General features: G+C 39.1%; 7 protein-coding genes and 3 tRNA genes. 1 reads left to right on the top strand and 9 read right to left on the bottom strand.

The annotated features are described in order from the left end of the window. Nucleotides 1–318: 318 nt before the first annotated feature. From HMPREF1320_RS08135 to HMPREF1320_RS08095, 9 genes are all read right to left on the bottom strand, one after another. Nucleotides 319–392, bottom strand: a tRNA-Arg gene (locus HMPREF1320_RS08135). Nucleotides 393–459: 67 nt separating this feature from the next. Further along, a tRNA-Pro gene (locus HMPREF1320_RS08130) sits at nucleotides 460–534 on the bottom strand. A gap of 29 nt (nucleotides 535–563) precedes the next feature. Beyond that, a tRNA-Ser gene (locus HMPREF1320_RS08125) sits at nucleotides 564–647 on the bottom strand. Nucleotides 648–794: 147 nt separating this feature from the next. Further along, entirely contained in the window at nucleotides 795–1,928 is a 1,134-nt protein-coding gene (locus HMPREF1320_RS08120) for a DUF1735 and LamG domain-containing protein (protein ID WP_009418233.1), read from the bottom strand. Nucleotides 1,929–1,940: 12 nt separating this feature from the next. Beyond that, nucleotides 1,941–4,826, bottom strand: coding sequence for a SusC/RagA family TonB-linked outer membrane protein (locus tag HMPREF1320_RS08115; RefSeq protein WP_009418242.1), 2,886 nt, complete (start codon nucleotides 4,824–4,826; stop codon nucleotides 1,941–1,943). A 105-nt stretch (nucleotides 4,827–4,931) separates the two neighbouring features. Continuing rightward, nucleotides 4,932–7,805 carry an excinuclease ABC subunit UvrA gene (uvrA, locus tag HMPREF1320_RS08110; RefSeq protein WP_009418260.1) on the bottom strand — a complete coding sequence of 958 codons (2,874 nt, stop codon included), beginning with the start codon at nucleotides 7,803–7,805 and terminating at the stop codon, nucleotides 4,932–4,934. A gap of 66 nt (nucleotides 7,806–7,871) precedes the next feature. Further along, nucleotides 7,872–11,201 (bottom strand): transcription-repair coupling factor, encoded by a 3,330-nt coding sequence (gene mfd, locus HMPREF1320_RS08105; protein WP_009418235.1) that lies wholly within the window; start codon nucleotides 11,199–11,201, stop codon nucleotides 7,872–7,874. Between the two features lie 41 nt (nucleotides 11,202–11,242). Further along, nucleotides 11,243–13,144 carry an ATP-dependent DNA helicase RecQ gene (locus tag HMPREF1320_RS08100; protein ID WP_009418240.1) on the bottom strand — a complete coding sequence of 634 codons (1,902 nt, stop codon included), beginning with the start codon at nucleotides 13,142–13,144 and terminating at the stop codon, nucleotides 11,243–11,245. 5 nt (nucleotides 13,145–13,149) lie between these two features. After that, the gene (locus tag HMPREF1320_RS08095; RefSeq protein ID WP_009418250.1) at nucleotides 13,150–13,968 is read right to left on the bottom strand and encodes an endonuclease I family protein; all 819 of its coding nucleotides are present in this window, start codon (nucleotides 13,966–13,968) and stop codon (nucleotides 13,150–13,152) included. 317 nt (nucleotides 13,969–14,285) lie between these two features. Here HMPREF1320_RS08095 and HMPREF1320_RS11710 point away from each other — a divergent pair. Then, on the top strand, nucleotides 14,286–14,595 hold a 310-nt coding region (locus HMPREF1320_RS11710; RefSeq protein WP_232207543.1), incomplete at its 3' end, for a hypothetical protein.

The raw sequence follows: 14,595 nt of genomic DNA, 5'->3' as shown, positions 1-14,595 counted from the left end.
GTTAGCTTATACAAAGCTTATAGGAACCTTGGACGAATCTTGGAAGATTGGCATACAAAGACTATGTAAATGACTAAAAATGAATAGTTAAGAGTGAAGAATTAGGGGTGATTTTAGAGTAATAAAACGAAATAAAAGCAAAAAAGGGGTGAGGGGGACATTCCTATTAGGGGGATTGTAGCAATGCAAAGGAGATTGAAAAATAGTATTTTGTTGTTTCGAGTAGACGTTAAGTAAGTATATAAACAAAATAACGCAGGAGGTAAATCCTGCGTTATTCCGAACATAAATTTTAATACAAAATGAAACAAATTCTCGTGATCACGACAGGATTCGAACCTGTGACCGTCTGCTTAGAAGGCAGATGCTCTATCCAGCTGAGCTACGTGACCTCTATTCCAAAAAAAATATTTCAAAAATGCCACACAAAAGGAAACATTTATGAAATATCTTATTTTGTCGGGGCGGCAGGATTCGAACCTGCGACCTCCTGGTCCCAAACCAGGCGCGATGACCGGACTACGCTACGCCCCGAAATTATATCTAACAATTTGTATTAGATGCGGAGAGACTGGGACTCGAACCCAGGCGACGGTTACCCGCCGACAGATTAGCAATCTGCTCCGTTACCACTCCGGCACCTCTCCAATTTTGAAAGCTCCTTTGCTTTTGCGGTTGCAAATGTATAACAACTTTTTATTCTGCACAAATATTTTAGAAACTTTTTTGCATATTTTTCATCAATCTAATAATTATCAAATACTTAAAAATAGTAAAATCTTCTTTATATCCGTCTATCTAGGAGGAAGAACAATACCATAACCTGTACCGTTATTGAAAGTTGCTCCTGAGGGAAGTTCCATTGAGGTGCCTGTGGTAGACCAATCCCATAGTTTTGTTTCATCATCTGTAATGGTATTAGAAGTTTTATTATATTTCTTACCATTGAGAGGATAATAAAGCAGTAAATCATTTGTAGGTTTAAGAGTACTCCACAACTGTAATTGTATTTCTTTTTGGGTTAGGGCTCGTTTCCACAAACGCACCTCTCTGAGAAGCTCATTAGATCCCGCAAACCATAAATCTTTTACATAAATTCTACTATTAGTATTTGCTGTTTTAGAACCGACCTCTTTTCCTTCTACATATACACGCAGGGTATTGCCGTCACAGGTTACTGCAATAGGATACCATTTATTAGTTTGTGCCTTAAATACCTCAGTAGGTATTAGTATTGAAATACCCGAAGCTTTTACGTCTAATTGATTGTTTGTAAAGCCTATTTCAACTTGATGAGTGTTAGATGTTACTCCTACTATTGGGTTGCTTCCTATGAGATTTGAGCAATTAATTGTAGCTTCAAAAGTCCATTGAGAGAGCTCGTTATTAGATAAAACTTCTCCCGTAGTAGCTTTTGTGGTTGCTATACTCAATACCTTTGTCCTTGTTTCTTTATGTACTACTAATAGCAAACGGTCTTGTCCTGCAATAGCTTCAATATTATTTCTACCTCTTATTTGTATGGGTAGCGCATACACTTCGTTGTTAGGAAACGTTAGTTCACTAATGGTAATATCAATAGGAGTTTCTGTTTCATAAGTATTGAAGATAGCATTTTCATCAATACTATATTTATCAGTAGGTAAGAGTTTGTAGTCCGTACCATATTGTGCATTATAATCGCTTAAGATTTCAGCATCACCTGTGATAAGCTGAGCTGATACTATCTTACCTGCAGCTCTTATCAGTTTCACCTTTAAGTTTTGAATCTTGTTATCTTGGTATTCTTGTACGTACACTTCAACGACATTATTACCATCGATAAATACTCCCTGATATACATTGGGAGCTTGAGGCGTTTTGTCGGTAGTTTCGTCTTGGCAAGCTATTACACTTAGTAAGCCAAGTATTAAAAATATCTTTTTCATCTTTGTAGAATTTTAGAATTGCATTTTCACACTAAGTCCATAGCTTCTTATGGAAGGCAACATAAACTTGTCGTACCCACTGCCATAAGTACCTACAGAAGGCACTATTTCGGGGTCAAAAGGTGCTTTGTTATAAAGCATTAGCAGATTATTACCTACTAATGATACACTGAGGTCTTTTAAGCCTTTTACAATGAATCCTTCTCTAAAATGATAGGTAAGAGCGACTTCCTGTAAACGAATATTGGTAGCCGAATACTGATAATCAGAAGCCGTTCTATTAGCGATGAAAGTAGCATAGTTAGCTCGGTTATCAGCAGAGGCTTTAGACACCCCATAGCGATCGAAATAGCGTTCTGTTTCTGAAAGAACTATTCCTCCCAAACGCACTTTAAACAAAAAATTCAAATCGAAATTCTTATAGCTCATCTTTCCTTGCCAGCCTAATAGCCAATCAGGATTGGTAGAGCCTAATTTGTTGCCATTCGCATCAAATATATCGCCTATTTCACCACCTTCACGTAAGGTATACATACCGTTGGCTATCTCGTGAGGTAAACTCACAATTTTGTTCTTATTAGTAGAAGCAACAAGCTGAGTTTCCCAATTTACCCCTTTAGAAGTATTAGGATAAGTATACCTTAAAGCAACTTCTGCTCCTTGATTTTGCACTTCACCTGCTTGCTGCCATACAATAGGTACTAATTGATTTTTAGTACGAGTATGATAGAAAGTAGCATTAAAAGAAAGATTGTTAAACCATTGAGTATCTAATCCTACTTCATAAGAAGTAGTACGCTCTAACTGTAAATCGGTGGGATAGTTAGGCAAACTATAAGTATTACCAATCCAAGCGCGAGACGTTTCAGCTACCCCTAAGCCCGCATAACTCATAGGAGCAGCTACTTGACTATAGCCTCCACGCAATTTTGCATAACTTAATATATCTTTATCTACACCTATAAATTGATGTAACAATGCCGAAACACCTACTGATGGACTGAAGACCATATTTTTACTTGTAGAAGGATAATTGGATGGTTTATCAGCACGACCTGTGAGGGTGAGATAAACCTTAGATTGCCAACCTACTTCAGCTATTGCAAAGAAGGCTGTGTTGCTCCGTTTTCCCCACAATGGGTGGGTTATAGTTGTAGGAGCTGTAATATTGCTTTGAGTAAAATTATTTACGTTATGCAGATTACCTTTGTAACCTTCTACTTGAGTATTATACCCTTCATACGAAGCTCCTAAATGAGCATCTAAACTGAAGTCATTTGATAGATTTTTATTGTAGTGCAAGAGCACATCGGCATATTGTTGTTTGAAAGTTTCTTTCCAATGAGCATAATAACCATTAACGCCTGCATAAGCGAGAAGCGTAGAAGCATAACGCTTGTCGTCCATTGTAGAGGTAGTATTATCTATACGGAAGCGTGCTACTACGTCTAAATCTCCTATAATTTTATAGCTTACTTTGCCTGAAAACATATATCGGTCTTTAGTAGTAGAACGTAAATTTCTGTACGCTATCCAATAAGGATTTTGGATATTTTCACCTAAGTTAGCCGGTGTATCGGGCGTACCTGAACCTGCAATCCAATATTGCTTAGCATAACCTGCGATAGCATCATAACGTTCAAAATAACGTTCTTGACCAAATTGTTCTCCTCTTGGGTATAAGTACAAGCCCACTATAGGATTGAAAACGATACCAGAGGCTATTTGATTGCGTTCATACTGACGGATATAGTTTCCCGAAAGGTCTATTTGTAAAGCATTATTTAGCAGAGAAGTAGTATTGTGCAAATAAGTATTATAACGATTATATACGCTGTTGGGCACTATACCACCTGATTGTAAAGAAGCTAATGAAGCGTAAGTTTTATTCTTACCACCCTTAAAATCTATACCTCCTGAAATGCTTACTGCATTCTGGTACACGTGTCCGGTTTTATAAAAATTATTTATATTAAAAGAAGTACCCTTAGGCAAAGCACGAGTGGACAGTGAAGTGTATTGTCCTAACTCATTGCCATATGTTTCTTGAAACTCAGGTTTTGTGAGTTTATTTACAAACTCTACTGAGGAAGATAGGTTAATATTGAGTTGATTGTCATTAGCCTTTTTAGTACGAATCAGTAGTACGCCATTGGCAGCTGAAGCTCCATAGAGTGCTGTTGCTTGCGCTCCTTGTAATACAACTACTTCTTCAATATCCTCAGGATTAAAGTCGGAAATACCTTCGCTGGTATCTCTACCATTCCCCCCGATCCCCCTTTCGGCTTGGTTAGCGATAGGCATTCCATCTATCACGTACAATACATTATTATCACCAAAGAGAGAACGAACCCCACGCATTGTAGCTTTGGTAGCTCCTCCTACGCCGGTTGCACTCCGCTGGATGTGCAAACCTGCTATTCTTCCGTCAAGGCTATTTACAAAATTCGCTTGTTTTACTTGAGAAAGCTCTTTATCTGAAACTTTTTGTTGTTGATAGGATAAAGGTTCTCTCTTTCTGTAGATTTCTAAAACAGTAGGTTTGGAGAAAGGAACATACATAGTACATACTATTAGTTCTTCTTTAGGCTTTAAGACTACCTTAAAATTGATGTTTTTATTTTTACCTTCTACTTTTCTTTTTTGAGTTTCATAGCCTAAAAAACTAAACTCAAGTACATCACCTACTTTGGCTTTGAGTTCAAACTTACCATCGATATCAGTTGAAACACCTTTAGTAGCTTTTGTTGAACGTGTGTTTTTAATAATTACTGCAACCGATGGTATAGGTTGATTGTTCTCATCAAGAACTTCTCCAGTAATGCTTTTCATCTGGGCGTGAACCACTCCTGCAAATAAGAATAGCAAGACTAACACAAGTTGTATTTTCTGTTTCATAGCGTTTACATATAAATATACCCTGCAAAGGTACAACTTTTATTCACTTATACAAAATTTTTACACATTATTTTAAAATATAAGTTCTATTACTAAATACAATTTTTAGGGATAGATTAAAGAAAGTAAGAGAGTAAGAAAACTAATCAGATACTCGGCAGTGAAACTCTTCTTGTTTTTAGCTACCTCTTCTGGAGTACCAAAGGCTATCACTTCACCTCCTGCTTTTCCTCCATCATACCCTATATCTATGATATAATCTACTTTTTTGATGACATCGAGGTTGTGCTCTATCACTAAAACAGTATTACCTTTATCTACCAAACGATCGAGTACTTCGAGGAGTACCTTCACATCGTCAAAATGGAGTCCTGTAGTAGGTTCATCTAATATATAAAAAGTATTGCCCGTGTCTATTTTAGAAAGTTCTGTAGCTAACTTCACCCGTTGGGCTTCCCCTCCCGATAAAGTAGTAGATTGCTGTCCGAGGGTAATATATCCTAAACCTACCTCTTCAATAGTTTTTAGTTTGCGATATATTTTAGGGATAGGTTCAAAGAATTTTACAGCCTCACTTATGGTCATATCCAGCACGTCGGCAATAGATTTTCCTTTGTAGCGCACCTCAAGAGTCTCGCGGTTAAAACGTTTTCCCTTACAAGTTTCACAAGGTACATACACATCGGGCAGAAAGTTCATCTCAATCACTTTTAAGCCTGATCCCTCGCAAGTTTCACATCTTCCCCCTTTCACATTAAAACTGAATCTTCCTGGTTTATAGCCACGAATCTGTGCTTCGGGTACTTGGGTGAAAAGATTGCGTATCTCACTGAAAACACCTGTATAGGTAGCAGGATTTGAACGTGGTGTGCGCCCAATAGGTGATTGGTCGATGTCGATTACCTTATCAATATATTCTAAGCCCTCAATGCTCTTGTAAGGCATCGGTTTTTTTACGCCATTAAAGAAATGAGCATTCAAGATAGGATACAGTGTCTCGTTAATAAGTGTTGATTTGCCACTTCCTGATACACCTGTTACCCCTATCATTACTCCTAAGGGGAATTTTACGGTTATGTTCTTCAAGTTATTGCCCGTACAGCCTTTTAAGATAATTTCTTTGCCGTTGCCTTTGCGCCTTTGGGTGGGTATTTCAATCTTCTTTCTCCCACTCATATAGTCGGCGGTGATGGTATTTGCTTTTAGCAATTTTTTAGGCGTTCCTTGAAAGATAATATCCCCTCCATTTACGCCCGCTTTAGGTCCTATATCTACTACATAATCGGCTTCTTGTATCATTTCTTCATCGTGTTCTACCACAATTACTGAGTTGCCAATATCTCTGAGCGATTTCAGCGAGTTGATAAGCCTTTTGTTATCTCGCTGATGCAAACCGATGCTAGGCTCATCAAGTATATAAAGTACTCCTGTGAGTTGAGATCCAATCTGTGTTGCTAGTCTGATACGCTGAGCTTCTCCTCCGGATAACGATTTAGAACTTCTGTTAAGAGCTAAATAAGTAAGCCCTACATCTATGAGGAATTGGAGTCGGGTGGTAATTTCTTTGATAATTTCTTCTGCTATTTTGCGCTGTTTGGTAGAGAGATGCTCAGGTAGAGATTTGAACCACGCCAATAAATCTGTAATATCTAAGGCAGATAGTTCAGCTATATTTTTATCAGCTATTTTAAAGTAAAGCGCCTCTTTGCGCAAGCGAGTGCCGTGGCACTCCTCACAAGGAATAGTATCCATAAACTCTTCAGCCCAGCGCTTGATAGCTGCCATATCGGCATTTTCGTACTGACTTTTGATGAAGTTGATGATGCCTTCGAAATCAATTTCAAAATTGCGCGTAATGCCTAATACATCCGATTTGATAGCGTATTTATCTTTACCTCCATAGAGAATAATATCCATCGCTTCTTTAGGAAGTGCCTCAATAGGGTCGGAGAGTTTATGACCGAACTTTTGTACAATGAGCTCTAATTGTTTGAATATCCAAGTGTTCTTTTGCTCTCCTACTGCTGTAATCCCTCCGTTCTTGATAGAGATAGAAGGGTCGGGGATAATCTTGGAGAGGTTGATTTCTTGTACTTCACCCAACCCATTGCAGTGCGGACACATTCCTTTGGGAGAGTTAAACGAGAAAGTATTAGGTTCAGGAAGAGGATATGAAATGCCCGAAGAAGGACACATCAAGTGTCTGCTGAAATAGTGAGCTTTTTTTTGGTCGTGTTCTAAAACCATTAGCACATCGTCGCCGTAGTTCATTGCAATTTTGATACTTTCTTGTAGGCGTTTTTGGGTATCGTCAGTATCATCAATTAGCATACGGTCGATCACGATTTCAATATCGTGTGTTTTGTAACGGTCAAGCTTCATACCTTTTTCGATATCACGAATTTCGCCATCGGTACGTACCTTTACAAAGCCTTGTTTAGCAATCTGCTCAAAAAGCTCGCGGTAATGTCCTTTTCTCGATTGTACCACAGGAGCTAATAGGTTAATGCGTTTGCCTTTGTATTCCTTGGTAATGAGTTCCTGAATTTGGCTATCGGTATAACTTACCATCTTTTCGCCCGTTACGTAGCTATAAGCATCGGAAGCACGGGCAAATAGCAGGCGCAAGAAGTCGTAGATTTCGGTGATTGTACCCACTGTAGAGCGCGGTGATTTGGAGGTAGTTTTCTGTTCGATAGCGATTACAGGCGAGAGTCCGTCGATTTTATCTACATCGGGGCGCTCTAATCCCCCGAGAAATTGGCGAGCATAAGCCGAGAAAGTCTCGATATAACGGCGTTGTCCTTCGGCATAGATAGTATCGAATGCCAATGAGGACTTGCCACTACCAGAAAGCCCTGTGAAGACTACAAGCTTTTCGCGAGGTATGGAAAGGTCTATATTTTTGAGGTTATGCACCCTTGCGCCTTGAACTTCAAGTACATCAGTGGGAGCTACATTATTCGTTTTCTTTTTCATTTAGTGACTATTATAGAGGCTACCATAAGTAGCCTATGATTAAATAATTAGGTGATACTAATCTTTCTATGCATCTAATAACTGCATTACTTTTAAGGCTTGATACACAGTATTGATTCCTTCAAAAATAAGGAGCAAACGCAACCCGTTACGGGTTTCTTTCTCTTGCATACGACACTTGTTAGGGTAACGTTGTACAAAGAGTAGCACCTTTTGAAAACGCTCACTTTGGTAAAATGGACTGTTTTGGTCGGAAATAAAATAGCCTGTCATCTTACCGTTTTTCATCACGAGCTTTTCAATTCCCATACGAGTAGCTATCCATTTCACTCGCACGCTGTTGAGCAAGTCGATAGCTTGGGGAGGAAGTTTGCCAAAACGGTCGGTAAGATTGCGTTGGTACTGCTGTAAAGCTTCCTCATTGGGTAAATTACTCAGTTCGTTATAAAGATTGAGTCGTTCTGCCACTCTATTGACATAAGTATCCGGAAAGAGAAGTTCAAAATCGGTGTCTATTTGAGTATCGGTGAGGTAAGTTTTATCTTCTTCGGCAGTGTGATATAGTTCTGAGAACTCATTTTCTTTGAGCTCTACTATAGCTTCTTGCAATATTTTCTGATAAGTTTCGAAGCCTAACTCATTGATAAATCCACTTTGTTCCCCGCCTAAGAGGTCTCCAGCTCCACGAATTTCTAAATCCTTCATAGCAATATTTAACCCGCTTCCCAAATCAGAGAACTGAGCTATCGCTTCAATACGCTTTCGAGCATCATCACTCATCGCTACCAACGGAGGGGTGATGAAATAACAAAAAGCTTTTTTATTACTTCTACCTACACGTCCACGCATTTGGTGTAAATCGGATAAGCCAAAATTATGTGCATTATTGATAAAGATGGTATTAGCATTGGGTACATCTAAACCATTTTCAATGATAGTAGTAGCTACTAATACATCGTAAGCACCGTCCATAAAGGCTAACATTGTTTCTTCTAATTTTTTTCCGTCCATTTGTCCGTGACCAATGGCTACACGGGCATCAGGTAATAGGCGTTGAATCATACCTGCTACTTCCTGAATATTCTCTACACGGTTGTGCATAAAGAACACTTGTCCGCCTCGCTGAATTTCATAACGAATACCATCGCGTATTATCTCTTCGCTGAAAGGTACTACTTGAGAATCGATAGGGTAGCGGTTAGGGGGTGGTGTATTCATTACTGATAGGTCGCGGGCTGCCATTAAGCTGAACTGTAAGGTTCGGGGGATAGGTGTAGCAGTGAGGGTGAGCACATCGAGGTTTTCTTTGAGCGTTTTGAGCTTATCCTTTACGCCTACACCAAACTTTTGCTCTTCGTCTACTATCAGTAGACCTAAATCTTTATAAGCTACCTTTTCGCCTACTATCTGATGAGTTCCGATGATGATATCTAATTGACCATTTGCCAGTTCTTCTAAGATAATTTTCTTTTCCTTAGCTGTACGGAATCGGTTAAGATAATCAATGCGCACAGGGAAGTCTTTCATACGCTGGCTAAAGGTTTGAAAGTGCTGAAAAGCGAGTACCGTAGTAGGTACCAATACCGCTACCTGCTTGCCGTTGTCTACCGCTTTGAAAGCAGCGCGAATAGCTACTTCGGTTTTTCCAAACCCAACATCACCACACACCAACCTGTCCATAGGTTTTGGACTCTCCATATCAGCTTTTACTTCGGCAGTAGCTTTGCTTTGGTCGGGTGTATCTTCATATAGGAAAGAGGCTTCCAGTTCGTTCTGCATATAGCTGTCGTGGGAGTATGCATACCCTTTAGATTCCTTACGTTTAGCATACAACTGAATTAAGTTGAAGGCTATTTCCTTCACTCTTGTTTTTGTTTTCTGCTTGAGCGCCTTCCACGCTCCAGAACCTAATTTGTATATCTTGGGTGGCTTGCCGTCCTTACCGTTGTATTTAGTGATTTTATGTAGGGCGTGAATGCTTACGAATAGGACATCGCGGTCGCCGTAAATCAGTTTGATAGCCTCTTGTTGCTTGCCTTCAACCTCTATCTTCTGTAATCCAGCAAACTTACCAATACCGTGGTCGATATGGGTTACATAGTCGCCTACTTCTAATTGCATTAACTCTTTGAGCGTGATAGCTTGCTTTTTAGCATATCCGTTCTTCAGCTGGAATTTGTAGTAACGCTCAAATATTTGATGGTCAGTAAAGACATTCAGCTTGTGCTCATTATCTATAAAGCCTGCGTGTAGAGAAAACAGTAGCGTTTGGTAATGCACTTTTTGTTCCATCTCCTCAAAGATGTCGTGGAAGCGTTTGGCTTGTTGCTCACTACCACAGAGGATATAGTTTTGGTATCCCTCAGTATGTTTATCGTTTAAATAACTGATAAGAAGTTCGAATTGCTTGTTGAATGAGGGCTGTGGTGTAGTGCGGAAAACAATCTCTTTTTCGCCTTTGGAGAAAGATGAGGGAAGATTTATATTTATTTGCTGAAATCTCCCCATTTGGTTTAATAAATCTTCTGATTGACAATACAGCACATCGGGTGTACTGTGTTTTACTTCATTAGAGAGCTTTTCGTAAATGTCAGTAGCTTTAGTGAAGAGCTTGTCAATTTTTGCTCCAAAAGTAGATGTTTCCTTAGATATTAAAAGGGTCTGTTCGCTGATATACTCTAAAAATGATTGACGTACCTCATTACCTTCTTTGTTTTCGACGTTAGGGATAATAGTAATCTTAGAAAGCTGTGTTGTTGAGAGCTGTGTTTCGACATCGAAGGTGCGAATACTTTCTACTTCATTGCCAAAGAATTCAATGCGGTAAGGTTCGTTATTTGAGAAAGAAAAAACATCAACAATCCCTCCGCGTACTGAAAACTCGCCAGGTTCGGTTACAAAATCAGTGCGATTGAAATTATAGGAGAAAAGCACTTCGTTCAAGAGTTCAATGGTTAGTTGGTCTCCTTTGCTAATCTTTAAGGTATTTTGCTCTAATTGCTTACGAGTGATAACTTTCTCGAAGAGCGCTTCGGGGTAGGAGACTACTATCAGTGGTTGCCCACTATTGCTCAACCGATTGAGCACTTCAGCACGCAGTAACACGTTGGCATTATCGGTATCTTCAATTTGATACGGACGGCGATAGCTATCAGGAAAGAAGAGTACTTGTTCGCCTACTAAGGTCTCTAAGTCGTTTAACAAATAGGCACTTTCTTCTTTGTCGGGCAAGAGTACCAATAGCGGACGCTTGGTATTAGTATAAACATTAGCGATGAGTAAGGACAGAGAAGCCCCTGCCAAACCATTGGCAACGGTATTATGATGTGCTTTAATTTCAGTTAATAAACTTTTATAAGTACTATTTTCTGCGAATAATTGTAATAACTCTTTCACAAATAGGGATTATGATTACAAAGTGCAAAGGTACGCATAAATTAGGAATTAACAACTAATTCATTACAGTTGTTATAAGCTATTTTTTGCATATACAAAAGTTCTTCCAAAACCTTATTGATATCTTTTGCAGGGAATGGCAATGCGATAAGGAGCTCATTGGGAGTTATAGGTTTAGACTTCAATAAACTCCAAACTGCTTCTTTAACCTCTTTTTTATCAACTTTTGAAGGAGGTAGTTTGGCAATACAATTTGAACATACTCCACAAGGCTTTTCGGATTTTTCACCGAAGTATTCTAAGAGCTGGATATTGCGACAAGTATCCTCATTTTGAAGATAGCGGAATACTGCTTCTTGCAAGCTTAGCTTGGTGTGATTGTACTCTTTTAAGTTTTTAGAAATACTATTGATAGTGCGATCATCATCACGAGGCACATTAAAGACAATTTGAATATCAGAAGCTTCGTTTTTTAAGATAGCCATTCCATCGTTGTGCAAATGTTCTAAATTCTTGATGATATCACGATAGTCAAGCTCTGTGAGTTCAGTGATTTTTTCCATCTCCAAAGTTATAGGCTGACTGTAGATAAGAGGGTAAGACCTTATGAGATAGATAACAAGATTTTTTAGATAACGATGCGTTTGTAAATAAGTAATAAGTTGGGGGGCAGGTGCTGTAATATGCAAAGTAACCTTCTTGTAAAATTGCTGGCTGAGTGAAATAATAGACATTCGGTCTAACACCTGCAAACCATTATAGGACTTTATGGGTGATAGCTGATAACGCTTCCAGAAGTCGGGAAAAAAGAAACTAAAAACCCCTTCTTGTCCTTCACCTATTGCTATTTGAAAATAAGCATTAAGTTTTGCATAAAGTAGCTTGAGAAAAGGAATGTCTACCAAGTAATCTTTTAGCAGTTTATTAGCATTTTCAACGTCGATTTTACCATAGAATAAAATAGCTTCGGCTGGGTTACCATCACGACCTGCGCGTCCAGCCTCTTGAAAATAGTCCTCTAAAGTTTGAGGTATATCCCAATGAATTACGAAACGCACATCAGGTTTGTCTATCCCCATTCCGAAAGCATTGGTAGCTGCCATTACACGCACATCGTTCAGCAACCACATACTGAGCTTTTTATTCTTTTCTTCGGCAGGAAGACCTCCGTGAAAATAGGCTGCTGAGATACCGTGATTCTGCAATAGTTCAGCCAATTGTATGCAACCATTTCTGCTGCGCAAGTATACGATAGCACTCCCTTCGGTCTTTCTTAACAGTTGTAGTAACTCGTGCCATTTATCGGAAACCTTATACACTTTGTAAGCGATATTAGGGCGTGCTAAAGAAGTACTGATAATAGTAGCATTTTCTATACCTAAATGATGTAAGATATCTTGCTGTACTTGATGCGTTGCCGAAGCTGTGAGTGCCAATAATGGGACGTTAGGAAATTCTTCTTTCAGCCATTTACACTGTAAATAAGCAGGACGAAAATCTTTACCCCAATGTGATACACAATGTGCTTCGTCTATCACTATTAAGTTAATAGACATTGCTTTGAGATAAGAGCGCACCAATTCCTGTTGCAGACGTTCAGGGGACAGGTATAAGAATTTGTATTGCCCATAGAGAGCATTGTTTAGCAAGCGTTCCAACTCAGAGTAGGGGAGACCTCCCGATAACGATAGTGCACGTATTTCTCTATTTTTAAGCGCCTCTACTTGGTCTGTCATTAGGGCTACTAAGGGAGAAACAACTATACAGATGCCTTCTTTCATCATAGCAGGCACTTGAAAAGTAATAGACTTTCCTCCACCCGTAGGCAATAAGGCTAAGGTATCTTTTCCGGATAATACCGAGTTGATAACAGCTTCTTGAGAGTTGCGAAAACCGTCGTAACCCCAATACTTTTTGAGTATGTACAGAGGTTCATTCTCCATAAATACTACTGCTTATAACCTTTGTATGCTGGACGCGCCAATTGAGGAAAATCAATAAACGGATTACGGTTACCTTGTGCCTTTTCAATCACATTGTTACGCTGACGTTCAAGGTCAGAAACAGGATCTTCGTCATTCCATTTTAGGAGAACTTGAAGTCCTCCTAATACAATAACATCGTCTATTCTGTCGTGATATCGTAAGTTGATATACATAATCATTCGTGCAACATCTCCTTTCCATTCGTCTCCTGGATACCAAGCGCCTTTTGTACGACCAGCTTTCCCTTTACCATCAGTAAAAGGAATATTTCCTCTACTACCATTTAGTTTACTATCACAAGCTTTTAGATGATGTAAATCACCTTTAGCATCTCCCTTATACTTTGATTGTGGATAGATGTGTTCTGTATTGAATGTTTGGGGTTTATAAGTGTTACTTCCACTATTGTACTCTTTCCAGAAACGTTCTTCTCCTGTATAAACCAGTACAACATTTTGTGGATTTTTAAGGCTTGCATCGGCTTTATAAAGATATTTATGGCGCTCACCATAACCTAATTGATTTTTATGCTTAGCGATAGTAAGAGCTGCCAAATCATCATACAAAGCTGTCCCCGTTTTAGTGAAATCAAACCCTTTATAGTAAGTTTTTAACTCCTCGGGTACTGTAATCTTTACAGGAGGGATGGGCTCCTCAGTAGTGGGAGTAGTGGTGGTAGGAGGGTTAGGAGCAGGAGGTACAGCAGGGAGAGGTTGTGCTTGGTCATCATTCTTGCAAGCTAACAAGAGCATTACGAATAATAAAATATAAATTCTTTTCATATGTATTTAATTTTTAGTTATTTGCTTACACGAAAAAGCTAACTTTAGCATTAGTAACGTTTTTCAATAGTACATTCTCATCTTGATGTGTAATATCAGTACTGAAAACAGACTGTTGCATTATACTTCTTTATTTCTTATTTTTATTAAATGATAGTGCAAAGGTACGAAGTAATTATTAAATAAGCAAATATTGATTAATGGTTAATGGTTAATGATTAATGGTGAAATTAAGAAGACTTATAGGATAAACGAACAATAGGCGAAGGGAGAGTGGGTCTACAGTGGGTCTACAGTGGGTCTATAGTAGGTCTACAGTGGCTCTACAGTGGCTCTACAGTGGCTCTACAGTGGCTCTACAGTGGGTCTACAGTGGGTCTACAGTGGGTCTACAGTGGGTCTACAGTGGGTCTACAGTGGCTCTACAGTGGGTCTACAGTGGCTCTACAGTGGCTCTACAGTGGGTCTACAGTGGGTCTACAGTGGCTCTACAGTGGGTCTACAGTGGCTCTACAACGAACAAAAGACGAACGATGAACGAAGGAACAACGAACCTAAGTAGAAGGAAAGTTGAAGCTAAGGCAGAGATAAAAAGAAGGTTATTAGTGGATTTCAACTTTGCCAAAG

Source organism: Capnocytophaga sp. oral taxon 335 str. F0486 (assembly GCF_000277665.1).
GTDB lineage: Bacteria > Bacteroidota > Bacteroidia > Flavobacteriales > Flavobacteriaceae > Capnocytophaga > Capnocytophaga ochracea.
The sequence above is the reverse complement of the archived record's forward strand: the minus strand, read 5'-3'. Positions and strand labels throughout refer to the sequence as shown.

Excerpts from the sequence above, each read along its gene's own strand:
- HMPREF1320_RS08120 (WP_009418233.1), bottom strand. The coding sequence starts at position 1,928 with ATGAAAAAGATATTTTTAATACTTGGCTTACTAAGTGTAATAGCTTGC.
- HMPREF1320_RS08115 (WP_009418242.1), bottom strand. The coding sequence starts at position 4,826 with ATGAAACAGAAAATACAACTTGTGTTAGTCTTGCTATTCTTATTTGCA.
- uvrA (WP_009418260.1), bottom strand. The coding sequence starts at position 7,805 with ATGAAAAAGAAAACGAATAATGTAGCTCCCACTGATGTACTTGAAGTT.
- HMPREF1320_RS08100 (WP_009418240.1), bottom strand. The coding sequence starts at position 13,144 with ATGGAGAATGAACCTCTGTACATACTCAAAAAGTATTGGGGTTACGAC.
- HMPREF1320_RS08095 (WP_009418250.1), bottom strand. The coding sequence starts at position 13,968 with ATGAAAAGAATTTATATTTTATTATTCGTAATGCTCTTGTTAGCTTGC.